General features: G+C 63.9%; 18 protein-coding genes. 4 read left to right on the plus strand and 14 right to left on the minus strand.

Going from position 1 to position 21,297, the window contains the following annotated elements:
* Nucleotides 1–58: 58 nt before the first annotated feature.
* Both AB0P21_RS12850 and AB0P21_RS12855 read left to right on the plus strand, forming a co-directional pair.
* The gene (locus tag AB0P21_RS12850) at nucleotides 59–1,543 is read left to right on the plus strand and encodes an AMP-binding protein (RefSeq protein WP_363696164.1); all 1,485 of its coding nucleotides are present in this window, start codon (nucleotides 59–61) and stop codon (nucleotides 1,541–1,543) included.
* The gene (locus AB0P21_RS12855; protein ID WP_363696166.1) at nucleotides 1,530–2,342 is read left to right on the plus strand and encodes an alpha/beta hydrolase; all 813 of its coding nucleotides are present in this window, start codon (nucleotides 1,530–1,532) and stop codon (nucleotides 2,340–2,342) included. The genes AB0P21_RS12850 and AB0P21_RS12855 overlap by 14 nt, the downstream gene beginning before the upstream one ends.
* Here the strand turns inward: AB0P21_RS12855 and AB0P21_RS12860 are convergent.
* From AB0P21_RS12860 to AB0P21_RS12920, 13 genes are all read right to left on the minus strand, one after another.
* Nucleotides 2,339–2,959, minus strand: a complete 621-nt coding sequence (locus AB0P21_RS12860; protein ID WP_363696169.1) for a TetR/AcrR family transcriptional regulator — start codon at nucleotides 2,957–2,959, stop codon at nucleotides 2,339–2,341. The two genes, AB0P21_RS12855 and AB0P21_RS12860, sit on opposite strands and share 4 nt — an antisense overlap.
* Nucleotides 2,956–3,984 carry a PHB depolymerase family esterase gene (locus AB0P21_RS12865; protein ID WP_363696170.1) on the minus strand — a complete coding sequence of 343 codons (1,029 nt, stop codon included), beginning with the start codon at nucleotides 3,982–3,984 and terminating at the stop codon, nucleotides 2,956–2,958. Before AB0P21_RS12865 ends, AB0P21_RS12860 begins: the two co-directional genes overlap by 4 nt.
* Complete coding sequence (locus AB0P21_RS12870; protein WP_363696172.1) at nucleotides 3,981–5,318, minus strand: MFS transporter; 1,338 nt, start codon at nucleotides 5,316–5,318, stop codon at nucleotides 3,981–3,983. The genes AB0P21_RS12865 and AB0P21_RS12870 overlap by 4 nt, the downstream gene beginning before the upstream one ends.
* 616 nt (nucleotides 5,319–5,934) lie before the next feature.
* Nucleotides 5,935–7,776 carry a hypothetical protein gene (locus AB0P21_RS12875; protein ID WP_363696174.1) on the minus strand — a complete coding sequence of 614 codons (1,842 nt, stop codon included), beginning with the start codon at nucleotides 7,774–7,776 and terminating at the stop codon, nucleotides 5,935–5,937.
* A complete protein-coding gene (locus AB0P21_RS12880; RefSeq protein WP_363696176.1) occupies nucleotides 7,773–10,349 on the minus strand; it encodes a sensor histidine kinase in 2,577 nt (858 codons plus the stop codon). The genes AB0P21_RS12875 and AB0P21_RS12880 overlap by 4 nt, the downstream gene beginning before the upstream one ends.
* Entirely contained in the window at nucleotides 10,342–11,517 is a 1,176-nt protein-coding gene (locus tag AB0P21_RS12885; protein ID WP_363696178.1) for a hypothetical protein, read from the minus strand. Before AB0P21_RS12885 ends, AB0P21_RS12880 begins: the two co-directional genes overlap by 8 nt.
* A gap of 196 nt (nucleotides 11,518–11,713) precedes the next feature.
* Entirely contained in the window at nucleotides 11,714–12,280 is a 567-nt protein-coding gene (locus tag AB0P21_RS12890; RefSeq protein WP_363696180.1) for a DUF1643 domain-containing protein, read from the minus strand.
* Complete coding sequence (locus tag AB0P21_RS12895) at nucleotides 12,277–12,543, minus strand: helix-turn-helix transcriptional regulator (protein ID WP_363696182.1); 267 nt, start codon at nucleotides 12,541–12,543, stop codon at nucleotides 12,277–12,279. Before AB0P21_RS12895 ends, AB0P21_RS12890 begins: the two co-directional genes overlap by 4 nt.
* A gap of 1,725 nt (nucleotides 12,544–14,268) precedes the next feature.
* Nucleotides 14,269–15,396 carry an rRNA adenine N-6-methyltransferase family protein gene (locus AB0P21_RS12900; protein WP_363696184.1) on the minus strand — a complete coding sequence of 376 codons (1,128 nt, stop codon included), beginning with the start codon at nucleotides 15,394–15,396 and terminating at the stop codon, nucleotides 14,269–14,271.
* Nucleotides 15,393–16,343, minus strand: a complete 951-nt coding sequence (gene tgmB, locus AB0P21_RS12905) for an ATP-grasp ribosomal peptide maturase (RefSeq protein ID WP_363696186.1) — start codon at nucleotides 16,341–16,343, stop codon at nucleotides 15,393–15,395. The genes AB0P21_RS12900 and tgmB overlap by 4 nt, the downstream gene beginning before the upstream one ends.
* Entirely contained in the window at nucleotides 16,343–16,621 is a 279-nt protein-coding gene (gene tgmA, locus AB0P21_RS12910) for a putative ATP-grasp-modified RiPP (RefSeq protein WP_363696187.1), read from the minus strand. The genes tgmB and tgmA overlap by 1 nt, the downstream gene beginning before the upstream one ends.
* Nucleotides 16,622–16,732: 111 nt before the next feature.
* A complete protein-coding gene (locus AB0P21_RS12915) occupies nucleotides 16,733–17,077 on the minus strand; it encodes a hypothetical protein (RefSeq protein WP_363696189.1) in 345 nt (114 codons plus the stop codon).
* 103 nt (nucleotides 17,078–17,180) lie between these two features.
* Nucleotides 17,181–17,516, minus strand: a complete 336-nt coding sequence (locus tag AB0P21_RS12920; RefSeq protein WP_363696191.1) for a hypothetical protein — start codon at nucleotides 17,514–17,516, stop codon at nucleotides 17,181–17,183.
* Nucleotides 17,517–18,049: 533 nt separating this feature from the next.
* On the opposite strand from AB0P21_RS12920, the gene AB0P21_RS12925 reads away from it, so the two are divergent.
* Complete coding sequence (locus AB0P21_RS12925) at nucleotides 18,050–19,147, plus strand: helix-turn-helix transcriptional regulator (protein ID WP_363696192.1); 1,098 nt, start codon at nucleotides 18,050–18,052, stop codon at nucleotides 19,145–19,147.
* Between the two features lie 13 nt (nucleotides 19,148–19,160).
* Entirely contained in the window at nucleotides 19,161–19,736 is a 576-nt protein-coding gene (locus AB0P21_RS12930; protein WP_363696194.1) for an HD domain-containing protein, read from the plus strand.
* Between the two features lie 353 nt (nucleotides 19,737–20,089).
* Here the strand turns inward: AB0P21_RS12930 and AB0P21_RS12935 are convergent, their stop codons facing one another.
* On the minus strand, nucleotides 20,090–21,253 hold the full coding sequence (locus AB0P21_RS12935; protein WP_363696196.1) for an acyl-CoA dehydrogenase family protein: 1,164 nt from the start codon (nucleotides 21,251–21,253) through the stop codon (nucleotides 20,090–20,092).
* Between the last annotated feature and the right edge of the window lie 44 nt (nucleotides 21,254–21,297).

A 21,297-nucleotide genomic window follows, 5' to 3' on the forward strand; every position in this document is an offset into this window, starting at 1 on the left:
CACAGACGATGGCAAGACTCAACTGAGTGATCATTCATTTCATTGACGGGACGGTGCCGTGGCCGGAACGACTTTTGGCGAGGCGCTCGCCGAGCTGGCCGGCACGCGGCCCGATCAGCCGGCGGTCAGTTGCGCCGACGACTCTCTCAGCTGGGCGGAGCTCGAGCGGGACAGCAACCGGCTGGCCCGGGCCTATGCCGAGCACGGCGTACTGCCGGGGTCCTACGTGTCGATCGTGCTGGAGAACTCACCGGCCTTCATGGTGGCCGCGTTCGCCTGCTGGAAGCTCGGCGCAGTACCGCAGCCGCTGTCCGCACGGATCACACCGACCGAGTTGCGGGCGATCCTCGACCTCGTCCGGCCCGCTGGTGTGGTTGGCGCGACCGACACTCTGCCGCTGCCCGAGGGGGCGGTGGCTCTCCCGGTCACCGCCGAGCGGTACGACGCTGATCCCCTGCCCAGGCAGGTGTCTCCGTCCTGGAAGGCGCCGACCTCGGGTGGCAGCACCGGCCAACCCAAGGTGATCGTCGCCGGGAGTCCTGCGCTGCTCGAACACGTCGCGGGCCTGGGCCGGCTGCTGCGGATCCCGGAGGGTGGCGTGGCCGCAGTACCGGGTCCGCTGCATCACAATGCGCCGTTCATGTTCGCGACGCTCGCGCTGCTGGCCGGGTCCCACGTAGTACTGCAGCCAAGGTTCGACGCGCAGACGCTGCTGGCCGAGATCGAGAAGCACCAGGTCCAGTGGCTGTACGCCGTACCGACGATGCTGCAGCGGATCTGGCGACTCGATCCCCCGGTCCGCGACGCGTTCGACCTGTCCTCGCTCGCACTCGTCGTCCACATGGCAGCGCCGTGCCCGTCGTGGCTGAAGCGCGTGTGGATCGACTGGCTCGGCGGCGACCGGATCCTCGAGGTGTACGCCGGTACCGAGGCGCAGGCGGCGACCGCCATCGACGGCACCGACTGGCTGCTGCATCCCGGCTCGGTCGGCCCTCCGATCCTCGGTGAGATCCAGGTGCTCGGCGCCGACGGCGAACAGTTGCCAGCCGGTGAGATCGGCGACGTGTGGCTGCGACGCGGCGAGAACGCGCCCCCGGCGTACGTGTATCTGGGTGCGGAGGCGCAGACCCGCGACGGCGGCTGGGAGTCCCTCGGCGACCTCGGTCACGTCGACGAAGCCGGTTATCTCTACCTGACCGACCGGAACACCGATCTCATCCTCGTCGGCGGTGCCAACGTCTATCCCGCCGAGGTCGAGGCTGCTCTGGTCGAGCACCCCGCGATCGACGATGCGTGTGTGATCGGGCTGCCGCATCACGACCTGGGAGCCGTGCCACACGCGATCGTCCAGTCCACCACCGTCCTCGACGACGACGTCGTACTGCAGTTCCTCCGCGACCGGCTGTCGGCGTACAAGCTGCCGCGAACGTTCGAGACCGTCGCGCACCCGTTGCGCGACGACGCCGGCAAGGTCCGCCGCTCCGCGCTGCGCCAGGAACGACTCACCGCCTTTGAGAACGGAGCGAACAATGCCCTTCGCTGACAACACCACCACCGATCCCCCGGTCCGGCTGCACTGGCAGGAGCGTGGGACCGGCGACCCGATCGTCCTGGTGATGGGCCATCTGTTCTCCGGAGAGATGTGGTACCCAGTGATTCCGGCGCTGGCCGCCGAGCACCGGGTGGTCTGGTTCGACAACCGCGGCGCGGGCCGCAGCGGCGCCACCTCGACCGCCACCGTCAGCGATCTCGCCGCCGACGTCCGCACCGTGATGGATGCCGCCGGCATCGAACGCGCCCACGTGTACGGCGTGAGCATGGGCGGCGGCATCGCGATCCAGCTCGCGTACGAGTCGCCCGAGCGGGTCAGGTCGCTGGTGCTCGGCTGCACCGCGCTGCGGAGTCCCACCTTGCAGCAGCCTCCCTTGCGCGGCCCGTTTCTGGGCAAGCTGCGGTACCGGCTTCCTGCGGGACTGACGCGCGGTCTGCGGAAGAAGGGGCTGTACGGGTCGATAGCCCCGGCTGACGCGGTCGAGCGCGACCTCGACACGATCGCCAAGCTCCGCTGGTCCCCGCGCGGGGTGTACGCGCAGGACCTCGCGATCCACGGCTACGACATGACACCGGACAAGGTCGCCCAGCTGACGATGCCCGCTCTCGTGCTGCACGGCACCGAGGACAAGGCCGTTCCGTACGGCCACGCGACGGAACTGCTGGAGGCTCTGCCGGCGGCACGACTGGTCACCTACGAGGGTGCTGGCCACAACTTCATCGTCGACTGCACCGAGCGCGCCAACTCGGATGTACTCGCCTTCTTCGGCGAGCAGGCAAGTACCAGCTAGGACTTCTCGGGAGTGGTGTCCAGCCACGAGGTGAGGCCGCCGGTGATGAAGTCGCGGTACAGCGCGATCACCCGGGCCTTGGGCACCTCGGGGTTCACCAGCCACCAACGACCCAGCTGCTCGCCGACCCCGCTGATGGCATAAGCGAAGGCGAGATCCTGCTCCTCGTCCCCGGCCGAGATGTGCCGAAGCATCTCCGCGATCCGGACGATCGTGTGCTTGCGCAGCTCGGTCAGCTGCTCGGACAGCTCCCGGGATAACGCGATACTCGGGTTGAACAGCACCATCCAGCGCTGCGGATCCCTTTCCAGCAAGGAGAACAGCACCTCACCGGCCCGCTCCATCACGGCCCCGATCTCGGCGCCCGCCTCGATCATCACCTCGGGCTCGCGTACGCCCGCCTCGAGCTCGGCGCGGGCCCGGCGGACACACTCCAGGTAGACGGCGTCCTTGCTCGGGTAGTGCGCGTAGACGATCGGCCGGGAGACGCCTGCCTCGCGGGCGATGTCCTCCATCGAGGTGCCCTCGAACCCCTGCGCGGCGAAGAGTCCCTCCGCCACGTCCAGCAGTTGTGAGCCTCGCGACTCCCGGGACATCCGGGTGCGGCGCTGGGTCACTGAAGCCTCCGAGGGGCGATGAAGTCCCACATGATCCGGGCCAGATCAGGACCGTTGTTGTCGACGAACGCACCGGTACCGGGACCGGGCCACCGGTGCTCCATCCCGGCGACGACAATGTACTCGATCAGCGCGGGGCCGCCGGCGCGCGGAAAGTAGCTCTTCCGCGTGTACGGCTTGAGCCCGGGCGGACTGACCCGCACGACCTTGTCGGCCTTGTCGTCCACCTGCCCGTCCAGCCGGCCGTTCATCGCCAGGTCGTCGATCGCCGCCCAGTGCGTCACCAGCCGGTCGGCCAGGAACGGCGGCACGACCGCGTCCTGATCCCCCTGGACGACGAGCACCGGGACCGGCCGTGCCCGGTTGCCCATCTGCGCCCAGGCCCGCTTGGCGGTGTCGACCGGCCCGATCTCGTCCGGGTCGTCAGGGTTCGCCTCGTTCACGGCGTACTCCGCGCCGGCCATCGAGGTGACCGTCGCGAAGATGTCCGGATAGGTCACCGCCATGATCACGGCCGTGCCCGCTCCTGAGGAAGCCCCGTTGACATGCACGCGTTGGGGGTCGGCGGCGTAGTCGGCCACGACCTCCTTGACCAGGCCCGCGATCAGGGCCGGCTCACCGTGCCCGCGCCTCTGGTGCGCCGGCTCGTCGCCGTTCCAGCAGTTCAGCGGCAGGCCGCGCAGGAAGTCCTGGGTCGGGTAGACGACGATGAACCCCTTCTCGTCGGCGACCGCGTTGAGGTTCGTCGTGGACTTCATCGAGTTGAGGCGGAAGCCGGTCATCCCGCAGCCGTGCAGGGAGACCACGACCGGCAGTGACCGGCCCGCGGCTTGGGCGGGTGGCACGTGCACCTGGTAGCCGAGGACGCCCTCCGCGCCGACGTACAGCTTGGTGTGGTCGGTGCCTGCGGCCGCGACGCTGAGGGGCGCGGAACTGGGGCCCGCCGTTGCGGGAACGGTCGAGATGGCAACGGAGCCGGCCAACACGCAGGTCACCAGGCCCGCGGTCAGTGTGCGTCGATTCATCGTGCGCTCTCCTTCTGCTCGACCTTGAGGCGGTCGCGTTCGATGGTGGTGGTCGCGCCGAGGACGCCGAGGGCGGCGACCACGAAGGAGATGGGAAGCAGCCACATCATGCTGGTGTGCAGCCCCGCGGCGGAGGCCGAGATCTCGGCGGTCGGCGTCGCCTTGCCGGCGAAGTACTCCGACAGTGCGCCGGTCGCCAGTGGGCCGAATGCGCCGCCCAGCACGTACATGGCCGCGAAGTACAAGGCCACCGAGGTCGCCCGAAGCCGCGCGTCGACCACCTCGGAGAGGGCCGGCAGCGCGACCGGGGTGACGGCGCTGACGAGCAGCGACGCGACGGCCAGCAGGGCAACGAACGCTGCACCTTGGGTGGGAGGCAACTGGAAGGCGGCCCAAACGAGAGGTACCGCCAGAGCCATGCAAACCGCACCGAGTTGCAGACGCCGAGCCGACGACACTCGCCGGGCCCGGTCGGCCATCGGCCCGGCGATCAACAGCCCGGCGAGTCCGGCCAGACCCAGCACGATGCCCGCGCCGACTCCTGCCTCGGACAGCGAGCGTCCGAAGTACCGGATCTGGAGTGGGACCAGGAAGGTCGCGATCGAATAGCTGGTGATCTGCAGCCCGACCCCACTGAGGACAAGCCACCACAGGGTGGGAATGCGCAGCAGATGCCGAACCGGAGGTATCGCGGCCTTGTCCTGCTGCTCGGGAACGCGCACCCGCTCCGGCACCGGCATCACGACCAACAGCACCGCGATCACCAAGCCAGGAACAGCGGCAAGGAAGAAGGGAGCCCGCCAGGTCCCGAAGTGCTCGACCATCGGCCCCGTGGTGAAGAAGGCGATCAACAGCCCGAGCGGCAACCCGATCTGCAGCATCGCGATCGCGCGGGACCGCTGCGCGACCGGAAACAGGTCGAAGACGGTCGCGTTGGCGGCCGGCGCGTACGACGCCTCACCAACACCGACGCCCAACCGGAAGACCAGCAACGACGCAAAGCTCCAGGCACCACCACTGGCCGCCGTGAGCAAGCTCCACACCACCAACCCAACCGCCATGATCAACCGCCGCGACCGCCGATCAGCCATCCGCCCGAGCACCACCCCCGACACCGCGTAGACCACGGTGAACCCGCTCATCAGCAACCCGAGTTGGGTATCACTCAACGCAAACTCGGCCTTGATGTTCTCCGCAACGATCGAGGGCAACGCGCGATCGTAGAAGTTGAGCAGATTAGCCGCCGCCAGCACGGCAACCAGCCGCCACGCACCAGGCGGCACCCCAGGCTCAACACGCCCGGCCGTCGAAAGAGGAACTTGCTGCGCCGTCATCGTGTCTCCCGGTGGGATCACTACTACTTTACGAGATGTAAACCGTAAGTAGACACGATGTAACTAGTCAAGAGCACAGCACTCTCACGAATCAGGCCAGCCTGAAACAGCCTCAAACCTGCGAGAACACCCCCGGCGGCGGCGCCACCGAGCGCGCGTGCCCGCGGCGAGACGGCGGGCGCGACCACTCGCGCATCCGCGCCGGAGGCGCGGCCCGTACTCCCCGACGAGCGTCCCCTCGCCGGCGCGACCTCATCCCCAAGGAACTCTAGGCGCTCGCGATTGCAGCGCATCAGATGCTTCGGCTCAAGCGGCGCCAAACGCGGTCGGGTTTCGCAGCGGAGGCCCATCCCCGACGCCTGGACCTGTTGAGTGCGTCGATGCGATCCGGGACTGGGCAAGAAGAAGGAACCGACCAGCCGAGAACATCAGCCGGACCTTCCGCCGGACTGAGGGGCAGAGTCGTCGACCTTGCGCCTACTCCGAGCCATCTGGTTCGCAGGCGGTGGCCTGGCTCGACAGCGACTCGGCTTTAGTCACTCGTTTGCGCACGCACCGAACGGATGAACTCGCAGTATCCAGCAGACTTGAGGATTGGGCGTTCAAACGTACCCAGCTACTGACTCTCCTGATGATCAAGGAACAGCGGGCTTTCGAATGCGGGACGGGATTGATGCTGAAGCAAGAGGGAGAGGAGGCCACGAGCGGTCGCCTCCGAGACACGGGCGACTCGTTCGATGCCGTATTCGATAATCCCCTGGTCGACATCGACCTTGGCGGAGAGCCCTTCAGCATGCTTAGTGGCCGTACCTAGCACGGCTGCCAAGATATGACGTTTGGCGGAGTCAAAATCTGCCGAAGGCTTCTCAGGCGCCGTTAGCGTGCATTCCATCGCGCGGTACCTGTCTATCAGAGACTTGGCCTCTTTTTGCATGCGAACGCGCCTCTGCAACCAGGAAGCCGAAAAGGTCTTAGGAGGTGGGCCGTCCTGACTTAGAAGTGCTCGACCGCCGGGGCCCGCAACGGTGGCATCTAGCGCCAGGATGGGCACCTCAATTTGCTGAGTGAAGAACACCCGCCAAGGCGCGGAGGAATCTCTCAAGAGTGGCCCAATGTTGGCCTGGTTCGTTTTCAATGCCCGGTAACTGCCGGTCTCAGGGTCCTGCGACGCTCGACGTATTTCTGTGATCACCACTCGGTTGAGATCGTTCCCGCGTTTCCCATCGCTACGCACGCTCAAATCGCACGCCTGCGCGAGCAGAATGTAAAATCGAGGAGCGCCTCGGGACTTGCCGTTCCCGAACATATCCCGCGCCTTGAAGACATCTCCGACCTCAACTGGCAGCGTATTTTTAGTTAGATAGTCGCTGTCATCAAATTTCTCCTGCCACGAGATCTCGAACACCTCGTCCGGGGCGGAACGGCCTTCAAAGTAAAGTTTGATGCCGGCAGCATTGCGGAGCTTGATAAGCACGTTATCAATGAACTGCTCGTCTCGTAGCGCTGCGGTTAGGCTTCGCCGAACGAACGCGTTTGCCATTCGCAGTGCAAAGTCCGCCTCATAAGCGCCCTCATGTCGGGCGGCCTCAAAAGAGGCCAGCAGGAGGTACTTGTCGACCTCTTCTAGCACGCGAGTCCCTGCCGTACTCGCTTCGGTGAGACTGGTGATCGCATGCTTCCGGAACGCTTCGAGTTCGGCGGCGAACAGGACAAGCCGCAGCGCTTCTGGAAAGCTCTCATCAGACAGCCGTCGCTTTGCCACCACGATCACAGGTCGTGACGGATTGCTCCCCTCACTAATTTCGGCCGCAATGTTGGCTTCTCGACCGGTGTCCTTGGCCGTATGGGTTAGTAGGCCCACGTACACATGCTGCAGGTCATCTCGATTAAGAATGCCACGCACTAGATCGTCGCCGGCGGTAGCGGATCCCCCCTCGCGCTCGAAACTGCGGTCGAACAGCAGCAATGTGCGCTCTCCGTCGTCCAGCAATGCCTGCCCGGTAGTGCGCCACTCTGTCAGGCTCAAGCGCAGGTACGTCACGTGCTCTTCGAACAGGTCGGGGAGGGCGAGGAGTGCAGCATTATTGCTGGCGACTGCTTCTGACTGTTCGTCGACCGGCCCCTCATCAGCCTGCTCTGCCCTGCTGGCGGCCTGCGTAAGTTCTGCACGGTGCTCGTCGCCGAGTGCATCCCATCGCGACTCCAGTGCTTCTACGACCTCGTCCGATTCCAGGCTCTCCGCGTCGACATCGCCATCGTTGGTGAAAACGAGACGTGCCACCAGGACGTGATCGACGGTTCCTGCGCGTAAAGCGCCGAGCACCTGCTCAAGGCTTTGCTCCGGCGCCTCGGCGTGGTCGTCGTCCACGTTGATCACTCGCGTGATCTCCAGCGCCTGGAGCATCTCGCGAATCTGCCTCTTGGTGTGCGGACCCTCAGTGGATGTGTCGGTGGTCACCGCGCTGCGGCCTCCGTATGAACGTGGTGGAAGTTGAGCCGGAATCGGTACCGGTGACCGTTTTGGTTTCTGTCCGGCGTGAGTGTGATGGATGCGTCAATGGAGTCCATCAGTTGCTTGACGACGAACAAGCCGAGGCCACGACCGTTTTGGGATGGCTTCGTGGTGATGAAGGGATCAAAGATCAGTTCCTCGATCGCCGGATCGATACCGATCCCGTTGTCTTCTACCGTGACGAAAGGGTTGTCTACGGTAACCACGATGCGTCCCTCAGCGAGCTGGCCGGCTGCTTGCAGCCGAGTGAGCCAATACTCGCTGTTCAGCAGTAGGTTGTCCATAATCTGGGTGAGCTTGCCTTCATTCATGCGCACGGAGAAGTTATTGTCGACAACAACGTCGAGTTGCAGGTTCAAACTCCCCCAGCGTCCCTCGTAGTAGTGCTTTAAATTATCCATCGCTTCCGACATGAGCAATGTGTCGCGCCGCTCGCGCATGAACCGCAATGATGGGGTCAGTCGAGACACTTGCTTGTTCAGTGCGCTGGCTGACGAGCGCACGTGCTCGACGAAGGTCCAGAGACGTTGATCTCTGCTGTCGCGAGACTTAAGGTATTTGGTGATCTGGGCGCTGCGGCCGCGGAGCCCGTCGCTAATGTGCTGCACTTCGTGAGCGAGCGCTTCAGCGCTGAGCCCGAGTGCGACCGACTCCCAGGCATCGCCGATCTGCTCCTGACTGAGTCTAAGTTGCTGAGCGAGCAGTTCAGCTTGGGCGCGCAGTCTGGATTGCGTGTGGACTAGTTCGTCTAGATCCTGGATGAGAGCGTCCGCCTCGGATACGGACGTTTTCAGCCTGTCGATGGTGCGATTGAGGGCGGCGGTGAGCGCTGGGTCTCGGAAAAGCGTGTTATCCGCTGACGTCCTCTCGTTGACGAGATCCTGCGTCGCGATCGTGATCTTCCGAAGAGCATCGCGGACCCCGCTCGCCTTGCGTGCGTGGTCGGTGGCGCTGGTGGATTCGTCAGTGATCCGGCGGAGTAGAGACTCCGGGGTGGACCGTGGGGAGACGTCTGCGTGACGGGCCGTCACCTCCCGACGGTATTCGTTGAACCCACGTCGGATATGCTCCTGTACCCGAGCCGTGTAATCCGCCCAGGACTTCATAAGCAATATAAAGTTCCGATGTGCAGGTGTGTCTCGGAATGCTTCCCTATTGGTGGTTTCCTCGAGGGCGGCATTGTCCCGCGCAGAGATACTGACGTAGCCCGTGGCATTACCGGGTCGGAGGCTATAGAACGATCCGCCGGAAGTCCATTGCGCTCCAAGTCCAAGCCAGTCCTCGTCTACGCGAACCCCGAACCCGTCGCGATATACTTTTATGCCGACGAGCGCTTTAGCGAGCTTGCGATATTCGGATGCACTGTCGAACACGCTAGTGGTATCTCGGGTGAGAGGGATGCCGCTGACTTCGCCATGGAATGGGCCAGGTGAGATAGGTTGTTCGGCACCGACCTCGACCTCGACCTCCGGCAGCGTTGCGAGCTTAATCTCGGAGTTGCTGTGAAGGAAATGTTTATCGTCGCCCGACTGCAGCCCCATCGAGGCGCCGCGCTTGCCGTTGGAGGCGACAAGGAGCCACTCTGCGAACGCGTGGCCGTTGTCCGATTCGACAAGCATTTCGTATGCGGCAATGTCGTCGCGCCCCTGGGGCGGGCGCAAGAATGACGTGCTGAACCGGCCCTCGATGTTCAGTTGAGTTCCGTCGAAGCGGAATGTGTAGCTCACCGGCGCCGCGGTAAGGATCTCCTGTGCTCGCTGCCGCAGATTGATTGTGGTCCCGTCGACGCTCAGGGAGAGCCGGAATCCGCTCACGTCCTCATATGGTGAGATGACGGAGGCGAGTTCGCGTTCGAAGTCGACCGACCGAGCCTGCTTCCAGAACTCTGGATCCCGCAACCCTCGGATCTCCAGACGGGTGCCCTGCGGAAGCGAACCTGTGGGCAGCTTCATCACCTCGATCGGAACCGAACCCAGCCGGTCCGCAGCAGCGAATCGGCTCCACGTCATGGTGACCTGCAGTGGGCTGGCAGGCGCAGTGCGTGCGGACCTGGCAACGGTGGCCATAACCAATCGATCGCCCAGTCTTTGCGCTCCCAGTCGTCCTAGGCCCTTGTCGCCCAGTGGTGTCCGAGACTTGCTAGTAGTCTCGCCCACTGACTTCATACGCGCCTTGTCGCTGAGCGACACGGTGAGCCAGCCTCTGCGTATCGTTTCGAGGTCCATGCCGACTCCGTCATCGACTATGGTAATAGCGCCGCGGAGCACCGAAGCCTCATCATTTGTAGTGCTGTCCGACTGCAACTGTGCGCCACTGGCTCGGTCAAACATTGCCAGCGTGTCGATCGTCACCCTCACGCGCGACGCGTCCGCGTCGTACGAGTTCTTGATGAGCTCGACGAGCGCTTGCATATCGTCCGTGATTAGGTCGGCGCCGAGCTTGAAGACCACCGAGGGATGGACCTCCAACCGCAGCGTGTCAACGACAGAGCCCGGTGTGGAGTTGGTCGGGTCAGCCACGAGCGGCCGTCCATGACCTGGTGACGAGGATCCACTCCTGCGCCATCGTCGCACCTTCACTGTTCCTCGCTGCCATGCGCTTGTGCGACCCCGGAAGGACGCGCTCGATGGTGGTCACGTACTCATGACCGCTCGCAGTGAGCAGCTCTTTGGTGATCTCGACAAGTGGAAAGGTCTGTTTTCCGACCCGACGCTCCCCGAGTGTAAGGAAGCAGAATGCTCCGTTCATTAGTCGTGGCCTCAAAGCATCCAAGGCGCGATGGTAGTCGCGGACAAATGACAGCACCTTCTTGCGCAGCGGAGGAATATTTACGATATGTGCCAGGAAGCCATCCAGAGCAGGGGATACAGCACACAAGTTGTCGCGCGCTTCATCCGCATGCTTGAGCGATCCACCAAGGCTCAGCGAATCAATTCGGTGCGTGGACTCCAACAGCGATGGATCGAACGCCCCAGGAAGATCAGCTGACGCAATCCATTGAAGTGGTAGATAGCTGTGCTGTCCGTACGGCACCGTGGTTTGGTTGTCCCCGTATGGCGGCGAGGTCATTAGCACATCGGCGCGGCGCGGAGCGATCCACTGGTCTGTGACAGACCCGGGCAGCAGAAGCGCGCTGGGTGCTGAGCGGTGCTGATCCAGGGAACTCATCCGGATCCAATGATCTCGTAGCCGACGAACGTTCTGCCTGGTGACAGTGTCGTACACCTTGATGGCATCACTTTCCCGGCGGGCGACCTCTTCTTCAGGGTAGACGTGCAGCTTAAAGGTCGAGATTCGTGAGTTCGACACAAGTCGGATCGTCTCGGCCAGACAGATCCATAGGAATCGGCGGTCGTCAAGCCCTTCCACTGCGAGAATGCCGTGTCGCAGGCGTGCTAGGCCGTCTCTGATTTCGGGCTTAAACCACTTGTCGATGCCGGGAAAGTTCGGAACTTCTGGATCGGTGAGACCTCGGGCGACGCGAAGTGCGACGGCCGCAGCATCAAGGGCGTGCTGCAAAGTCGGAGGGGTTGCCTTGACTTGGCACAGCAGTATCGCCAACGGATTGATATCGCTGCCATGGAAATCGAGGCCGCGGTACAGGCTCTCTAGCATGACCGTCCCTGAGCCAGCGAACGGGTCGTAAACCAGTTGAGTCTCCGGCGCGACTGCGAGTAGGTCGTCCAACAGGGCACCTTGCAACTCGGGAACCATCATTGCCGGGTACTGAAACAACGCATGATTTCCGGTCCGGCTTCGCATAGCTGCGAATGACCAGAAGCCAGGGTCGTCCCGGACGTGTAGAGCCAGTCGTTGCTGCAGTACCTGGCCTACGTCTAGCTTCTCCGGATAGAGACCGCGGTTTGATTGGGTCATGTCGCTTTCATTCCCCCGGATTCGAGCCGGCCAGCATTATGGGCCTGACTAGTGACGTTCCGATGCCCGGCTCCGCATGGTTCAGCCGGGTGTAAGTCAGCAGCTGATCGATGCGGTCGATCGTTGAACCTCCGACTATCAGGCCGCGTTGAGGTCCGACGAACTGTCGCCAACGGGAGGGGTGGCGAGGCGCGCCAGCCAGCATCCATGCCCTGGTATGCCCATGCGCGCGAGCGTGATTGAGTACCCATCGAACCTGAGCCCGTTGATGCGGGCGGGCCGCACCGGCTAGCGGCGACACGCCCCACCCCAGTAGAAGCTCGTCGCAGTCCCGAATCGCTTGCTCCAGCGGCCCACGCGCCGCCTCCCACACCCTGGAATCTCCGGCGAGCTGGCTCAGTTCGCGGGAGTCGCGGCTGGGGGTGTTCACGAGATTGACCACTGGCACCGCCGCCCATCCGCGATGGTCCCGCAGTGCGCGCAGCATGGCAACCGAAACTGATCCCTGCGGATCAGCGGACGGGTTGAGCAAGATGGCTCCGACGGTCAGGGGAGGGACTCCGAAGGGGCTCATCGCTTTCTCTCTGGGGCCCGCTTGATGCTCGCCAATAGCTCATCCAAGCTCACGCCCAACGCGCCCGCGATCCTAGCAATCGTCATGAAGGACGGCGCGGCGACGCGCCCGATCTCTAGGCTGCGCACCGTATCGATGCTTACCTCGCTTGCTTCGGCCAGCGCCTGGGCCGAAAGGCCCGCCTGAAGGCGGCTCTCTCGGAGTCGCGCTCCCAACTCACGTCCGGAGGCCCTGTCGTCTTCGGACACGCGTGGCCGCACCATATAGTGAGTCTACACGTAGATCTATACATGTAGAGGTGCCGCTGCCGGCGAGCGTGTCACCCGAATAACCGATCACCAGTCTGACGGCTCCGGAAATCGGGTCTGGCGCCAAGTCGCCGCCCTGCTCGACAGCGAACGCGCCCGAATGTGCGTCGGCCCGGTCTCCGTCCCCTAAGGAACCTGCACCAAACCGTCCAATGTCCAGGCCGATGGCAGCGCTTGCCTCTTCAGGTTCCGCTGTCTGGGCTGCGGACATTTCCGCACTGACATGTCCTACCTGCCCCACCTCCGCTCCCACGTGGACCGCCTGCTCGATGACCGCGAACGGGAAGCTGGCCGAAGTTCGAGGACATCGACCAGGCCCTTCGTAACCGCGCCGATGATGCCGACCGCACGACTCTGATCAGCCGGGAATCCTGCAGGATGCCCGGCCGGAGGGGCACGAGCCGTTCCCGAGGGACCTGTCGCTCAGGTCGACGGTGCAGCGATATGCGGTAGCAGCAAGTACGACTTACCGCGTGCTTGCACGCATCTCGTAGATCAGGCGCCTTCGACGCCGCGGTGGTACCACATCCATCGCGGAGGTCGTGGCTCTTGACGTCAGCGGCTTCATACGGTGACCGGCACGACTTGGCCGGTCGCTGAGGCAGCCGGCGGGGTCACCAGAACGTCGCTTTCGGCGTCTCGGTCGAACCTGGGGTGGATCTCAGCAGCCGACGATGCCGGCCGCGGTGATCATGCCGATCACAGCCTGAACAACACCCGAGTTCCAGCACCGCCCTTCAGCAGTGACTGCTGAACTCGCATGCGCGACTCGCAGTCAGCTCCGGGCGCGATCTCGACCTGCGATCCAGTGGGCGATCTCCGCCACGCGACCGAGGTGAACACGTCGCTGACGTGCACGCTGGTATCTGAACTCGAGAGCAGACTACGGGGCGCCGTCACCACCGACGTTCTCGATCAAGTCGCTATCAGAGCCACTTCCCCGCGCTGCGAGGCGCCAGCGAAGCAATTGCGTTCGGCAGCGCCTTGGTTGGAGAAAATCCCGGTTCAGGCGCGACCGCAACCAGTCGCGGCGCCAACTCGTGGTGCCCCCACCGTTCGGGCTGCGCCGCATTTGATCGCAACTGTTGATCTCGCGCAGAGCCAGCTCGGGCTGACCCGCGTGCACGGGCACCAGACCCAACACGAACGATGTCATCGTCGTCCCTGAAGTCGCGCAGAATCAATCGAACTGAGGACCCGGCCACCGTCACACTTCTTGCACTTAAGGCGTTGCACTGTCGATGCAACGGCTATTCGGACACTCCACTCATTGGCCGTTGAGTGTTTATGGATCACTTTGAGGCTCTGATTTACGCTGATACGGCAGCTCGGCGGCACGTGTGTGAGGACTGCGCCGACGTGTTCGTGGCGCGTAGATCGGACCAGCGCTACTGCACCGACAACTGCCGACTCCGAAGCTGGCGACGACGCCGAAGTCTTCAGCAGGTGGTCGCGACGGATGACCCTGAACGCCTCGCAGTTTTGACCGCGGAAGTCGGTCGGCTGGAGCAGCAGGTCGCCGAACTGCGGCACGTCAACGCTGCCCTTCGAGAGTCACTTACATAGGTGCAGAAACGCTCGATCTCGGTTTCTGGCACGCACCACAGATGGCATCTGTTCGACGGCTCGTAGCTATGAGGAGAGAGCGACGACGAATGGTGAGAGTCTGCCGGACGCGATCTACTTCGGCAGATCGGTGACAGTACGGCCATCGGCTGATACTTCGACGGTCCACTTCGCTAGGTCGGGCTGACCGGCAGCGTTCCAGCGTTCATATGCGTTCTCTGCTTCGGCCCAGATGTCGCGTGGGCCGATCAGGTTGACGGTGCCGTCCTGTACCTGAGCCCACGAGCCATCGGGGGCGTTGAGGTTGATGGTCTCGCTCTGGTTCCACCACCAGACGTCGATGCTTTGACGCCAGAAGTACAACCCGAACTTCTCGTCCTGGAAGACGATCGGCGACAAATGTGTCTCGCGCTCCACCATCAGCTCTGCGCGGGACTGGTGCTCGTCAAGGGTCAACTCGGGGAGTTGGTGGCCGATGTCGGCGTACTCGGGGACCTTGCGGGCGCTCATGAAGTATCCGCGGGGTGGCATCAGTTTGCCGGTGGCGGTCTTGCCGTCTGGGTCCACGGTGAGTTTCAGCCAGGCGCCGACATCGGTGTTCGAAGGTGGGCGGAGGTCGGTGAGGATGATGGCGCCTGGTTTGCTCCAGCGGATCCAGTCGTAGGGCACGTTGTCGACGGCGTGGGTCGCGAGGATCCGGTCGAAGAGCCTTCCGGCCGGGTCTGTGGCTGGGTGGTATCCGAGGTTGTCGAGTCGTCCGGTTGCCTCGGCCAAGAGGTCCGGATCGATCTCGAGGGTGGTCACCGCGTGGTCGCCGAGGAGGTGGCAGAGGATCGCGGCGTTGTAACCGGTGCCGGTGCCGCTCTCTAAGATGGTCATGCCCGGTTGAACGTCCAGCTCCTCGATCATGTCTGCCATCACTGACGGCATCGAGGACGACGAACTCCAGACGAAGCTGTCCGGTTGGCCCTCGACGGGCTTGGTTTGGGTCATCAGCGGCTGATCTGTGTAGACGGCGTCGAGGTAGTCGGGATCGGACCGGTTCACCTTCCCGTCCATGATCGCGAAGCCGTTCTCGTCCAGCTCGATGCGCAGATACTCAGGTACGAAGAGGTGGCGAGGTACGTCGGTGAACGCGGCTTTGAGGCGCGGGTCGGTCAGGTGGCCCTTCTCTTCGAGCGTCGCAACCAGTTCGCCGGCTCGGCGATGCCAGGCTTCCGACCCTCGATCATTGGTTGTCATTTGATCTCCAGGAGGTCTGCGAGGGCTGCCGTCATGGGGAGCCCAGTTTCTAGTTCGAGCCAGTGCCATTGGCCGGCGGTATTGCACTCGTACCAGACCCATGAGCCGTCTTGTGCGATGCCGAAGTCGAAGGCACCGAACAACAGTCCGAACCTATCCAGATAGCGCTGGCAGGCGTCGGTGACGTGCTGGGGTGTTTCGATCACGGCATACGTCACCTTGTCGTAGTCGCGGCGCCAGTCCAGGTGAGGTGACTCGATCCGGACGCTGAAGACCTTGTCCCCGATGACGGTGGTTCGGACATCAGCCTGCTTATCGACTCGTGCTTGGAACAGGTGCAGCGCCAGGGAGACCGAGTCGTCCAGTTCATCCGGGTGCACGACGTCTGCCCACACCATGAGGACGTCGCCGTCGGGTTTGATGAGCTCCGTGTTCTGGAGCGGCTTGTAGATGATCGGCCCGTGCTCCTTGGCGAAGTCACGGGCCTGGTCTGGGCTGTTGGTGATGAGTGTGGCCGGCACGGTGAAGCCGATCTCACTCGCTACAGCGAGCTGGGTTGGCTTGAATTCTGCTTCGATGGATCGCCAGATGTGGTTCACCCAGCGGCCGCGGATGTTCGCCAGGATCCCGCCCATGCCGTGCTTGGCTTGGCCCTTGGCGAACCGGCCGTCTTGGGTCGACATACTGGCCGGAGCGATGTACGACGACGGGCGCCGGTAGTAGATCGAGCGGACTGTCGAGAGGTCGATCGTGCGCGATTCGGTCCGCAAAAGGCTGCCAGAGGCGTTGCCGCCGAAACGCGCTGACACCTCCAGCGTTCCCGCAAGGACTTCAGCCGGATCGCATCTGACGACTGGCACTCCGCGGATATTTAGTTCGTTGATGACGACGTCCGAGGTGGGGTCGTCGGCACACGTCAGGACCAGAACTGGGCCGATTGTGTTCATCAGTCGGGGACGTATTCGACGACTTTGGTGTCGTCCGGGCTGCTCGGTCTACTCCCGTCACCTCCACCTGTTGGCAAACTCTTGAACTGGGCACGAGACGTTCCGTGCTTCGGTGGACCGGCCTGGATCAGCTTGCCGGACGGATCGCAATAGACACCTAGCTGAGTTTCGCTGTCTACTGTGACGACGATCGGCAGCGGATCTACCTCAGGTGGCGGCTGGGAGGTCTCAGATGCTCGGCGAACGCCCCAAGGGCGATTAACAACGTCGGTCCTCATTGAGCTGATTTCCTCTCGGGTGGTGGCGCTAGTTGCCTATGTCTGTTGGCGGAGGCGGGACGAACGCAGGCACAGGGACCTCGCGTCCGCCCCGCCGTTCAGGACCGCGAACTAGTCGCGGAGATCAGTAGGGCTCGCCCTGTCGGCCTCATGTACGACGACGCTGAGGCCGTCCTCCAGTTCCGCGACCCGTTCGTCTTCGAGGTCACCGAAGTCAGTGAGCGATGGCACCACGACGCCAGTCACGCGATTGCGTACGACAGCCGCCAAGAGGTCGGTGAAGGCCTCCGGAGCCGCGCCTGCGCGCTCGAAGTAGACCGTTCCGAGCATTAAGCCGGCCCGCTGGGCGTACGCGGCAAGCTTTCCCTGAACCGCGGTGAACTGGGTCTGGTCTGCGAACGGTCCGAGCTGGGCATAGCCCAAGACCAGCGGCCGCAAGTTCGTCACTTCCGCCATAACTCGGCCTCGCTTTCTGGTTGCATCGATGAGTGCTTGCCCATGCATCTGAGGTGGAACGGCGCGCGGGCGCATGCCTTACTGGACGAGCCCGCGTGCCGGATCATGGCCGCGCCTCAAGCGGCTCGGAGCGGAGTACCGGATGGCCAGATGCCTGCTCGAGGTCCTCGACAATCTTCGGCACTGTTCCGTACGGCGCGAGATGGTCGCCGGTGGGGACAACCACTGCGGCGCCGTCACGTGCGACTGCTGCACGCAGTGCCTCGAAGGCTTCGGGTTGCCGGCCTGGTTTCTCGGTGTAGATCTTCGTGAGTCGATAGTTCCAGCGGGCAGCGAACTCAGTCATCCGGCCTCGAATATCGGCGGCCTGACGCGCCGAGGTGAACGTCTCCTCGTGGAGGAATCCGAACAGCTCCCGCCGATTGTCGATCTCGTTCACGGCAGTACCGCCGCTATGCAGTCACCACAACGTGTGCACGGCCACGCAGCCGCGCATCGCTGACATAGCCCGTCGACGCTTGCCGTGGGCACCCGTTGGCCGGTCGCCAGCGGGTACTCGAAGTCGGCAGCCGAGCGGTCCGGCACGGTTCCGTCGGAGTACAGAATCTCTGTCGCGCCCTGGTGGCCGTGGAGTGCGACGACCGAACGGATACCGGTCTCGAAGAAGGTCGTGGTCGGATGCTCCCCGCGCCACCGCAGTGACGCCGATCCATCCGTCCACTCGGTTCCCTCTGCCACGATCCCCGTCCCGCTGATCCCTGTTGGATCACGATGGCGAATTAGCAGAAATGCCCGTGGCACCGTCGACCTCATGGGATCGATTCCGCAACGTCGCTGGATCGTCTGAACATGCCGTCAACTCTCGCGGAGAGCTGTTCTATGCTGAACTGACTGGCAGTACGGGTTTCCGCACTGACCGTCAACGGGAGGGTGTTGGCTCAGGCGATGGCGCCATCCGAAAGTCGCACTGGCATGCGGGGTTTGGTCACGCCCAGCTCCGAGATCGGCGTGGTCTCGGGCTTCGTTCTGAAGCTGATCCGCGGCTCGCTCGGCCTGACTCAAGCAGACCTAGCTGAGCATCTCGGGGTCGACATCAGCACGATTCAGGGCTGGGAAACCGGTAAGAGGCCGCTGACAGCGCAGCGTGCGGCGGACCTGCTGCGACTGAAGACGCGACTCATCATGCTGGGCGGCTCCCCTGCGGTCGTCGCATCGCTCCAAGACGCAATCGAGGCCGACGGCATCCTCTCCCTAGCCGTCGCGGCGGGCAACCGACCGATCAGCGACGGCATGAACCCACTCGCGGCGGCAGTCCACCGGCGCAGCCTCGTTCACATGATCACCTGGCCGCTCACCGGGATCGCGCCGCCGCACCTGCGGAGTCTTCCCGCCGCGCAGACACGTGGGCCTGTCGCCAAGCATCCCAGCTTGTCTCGTGAAGATCAGGCACGGTTCTTCGACCATCTCGTGGCCACTGTCGACACCAAGCAAACCGCTCAACGGCCAGTACTTCGACGCCAGGCGATGTACCTGCTCGGTTTCGACCGGCGCACTGAGCCAGCCAAGTGGCTGTCCACCAAGCACAAGCAGGCATTCGTCGCCAGTACTGCGTCGGCGGATCTCCCGGCCGGCATCGCGGCGAGATCCTCGTCAATCGCGCTAGCCCGTCACGGGGACGCCGACCCGCTCCGGCACTTCATCCGGAACACCCTGAGCAGCGAAACCCATGCAGCGGCGAACCTGGCCTACTGGGCGTACTGGCTCGGCGAGATCACCGAGTCCTACGCCGACGACTCCTACCTGATCGCAGGAGTCGAGGACCACGCATGGTCCGGAGGCCGCCTGGCTGATCATCTCCTCAAGCACCTGGACGACCCAGTCCACAGCTACCTGAACATCCACAGCCTATGGATTCTCATCCTCGCAAAACCCGACCTCCTCGGCCGAGACCACAAGCTTCGTCTGCGGACCGCCCAGCGCGTCGAACAGGCCCTCGACACCGGCTTCGACGGCGAAACAAGAGACGAGTTGATTAACCTGAGGTGCGCCGTACAGCTTGCCGGCCGCTGACGAAGGGACAACCGTGGCAGACGACACGACAGATCAGGACGCCTCGGGCGTTATCGCCTTCGCCTACGAGATGGGCGTCCTCAAGCGCCTCCGCCGCGCCGGCTGGTGGCACGCCGGAGTACGCGACCCGGAATCCGTCGCGGAACACAGCCTCCGAGTCGCTCAGCTCGCAGCCCTGATCGCTGCTGAGGAAGGTGGCGACCCTGCCCGGGCTGCCTACCTCGGCATGTGGCACGACTCGCAGGAAACTCGGATCGGCGACATCCCACACAGCGCACGCCCGTACGTCGAGGTCGCCTCCAACGAGCGGATCACCGAAGACCAGGTCGCAGGACTGCCTGACCTTGCTGCCAAGAGCATCCGGGATGCCGTAGCCGAGTACGAGTCCTTGAGCACGATCGAAGCCCGCTGCGCCAAAGACGCGGATCGACTCGAATGCCTCATGCAAGCAGTCGAGTACCGCGAGTCCGGCTACACCCGAGTCGACGGCTGGATCGAATCTTCGCGCTCCAAGATTCAGACCGACTTCGGCAAACGCCTCGCCGAGGCTGCCCTGACGGTCTCACCCCTCGCCTGGCGCAACCGCTAGAGGCCTGGGCAAGGCGCTCCGCGAGCACTTTCTCCAACGGCCGCGATGCCAACCGTTGATCTCACGATCGATTCCTTCTGGAGGGTTCGTGAGCGATGCCGTATGTCAAAGATCAGTGGACTCGGCCGGTCAAGCAGGAACACGGGTCGGTTGCTCGGGTACGGGACGAGCGCTGGGGGCCGCGGTAAGCGGTGGCTGGCGGGGTGGATCGATCCGAAAGGTGACGAGCGGACGAGGGCCCCAGCCAGCGCGCGTGCCCGCGGCAGGACGGTGGGCGCAACCACATTGCGCACCCGCGCCGAAGGCGCCAACAAAACTGTCGCCGCCGGAGGCGGTGTCCTTTGGGCGAAGGTCTAGCTGATCCCCTTCAGCAGCTGCCGGGCCATCACGATGCGCTGGACCTGGTTGGTGCCTTCGTAGATCTGGGTGATCTTGGCGTCGCGCATCATGCGCTCGACCGGGTAGTCGTGGGTGTAGCCGTAGCCGCCGAGGAGTTGGACGGCGTCAGTGGTGACGGCCATCGCGACGTCGGAGGCGAAGCACTTGGCGGCGGCGCCGAAGTAGGTGAGGTCGGGGTCCTTGCGTTCGGAGCGGGCCGCGGCGGCGTAGGTGAGCTGGCGGGCGGCTTCGATCTTCATGCCCATGTCGGCGAGCATGAACTGCAGGCCCTGGAACTCGGCGATGGCCTTGCCGAACTGCTGGCGTTCCTTCATGTAGCCGAGGGCGTAGTCGAGCGCGCCTTGGGCGATTCCGAGGGCCTGCGCCGCGATGGTGACGCGGGTGTGGTCGAGGGTCGACATCGCCGTACCGAAGCCGGTGCCGAGGTCGCCGATCAGGCGGGAGGCCGGGATCCGGACGTTGTCGAAGTACACCTCGCGGGTCGGGGAGCCTTTGATGCCGAGCTTCTTCTCCGGGGCGCCGAAGGAGACGCCTTCGTCGGACTTCTCGACCACGAAGGCGCTGATGCCCTTGGAGCGCTGGTCCGGGTCGGTGACCGCGAAGACCGTGTAGTAGTCGCTGACGCCGGCGTTGGTGATCCAGCGCTTCACGCCGTTCAGCACAAAGAAGTCGCCGTCGGCGACGGCGCGGGTCTTCATCGAGACCGCGTCGGAGCCGGCGTCGGGTTCCGACAGGCAGTAGGAGAACATCGCGTCGCCGGACGCCACCGGTGGCAGGTAGCGGTCCTTGACCTCGTCCGATCCGGACAGCAGCAGCGGCAGCGAGCCGAGCTTGTTGACCGCGGGGATCAGCGAGGTGGACGCGCAGGCACGAGCCACCTCCTCGATCACGATCACGGTGGCCAGCGCGTCCGCCCCGGCGCCGCCGTACTGCTCGGGGATGTGCGGGGCATGGAAGTCGGAGGCCTTCAGCGCGTCGTACGACGCCTTCGGGAACTCCGCCAACTCGTCCACGTCACCGGCGTTCGGGGCCACCTTCGCGTCGCAGACAGCGCGAACGGCCTCCCGGATCGCTTGGTGCTCCTCCGACAGGGCGTACAGATCGAATGAGTTACTCACGAGTATTAATGTACGCCATGAGCCCGTCACCCGCTGCTCATCAC

The organism is Kribbella sp. NPDC056861, assembly GCF_040687575.1.
In the GTDB taxonomy this organism is placed as follows: Bacteria; Actinomycetota; Actinomycetes; order Propionibacteriales; family Kribbellaceae; genus Kribbella.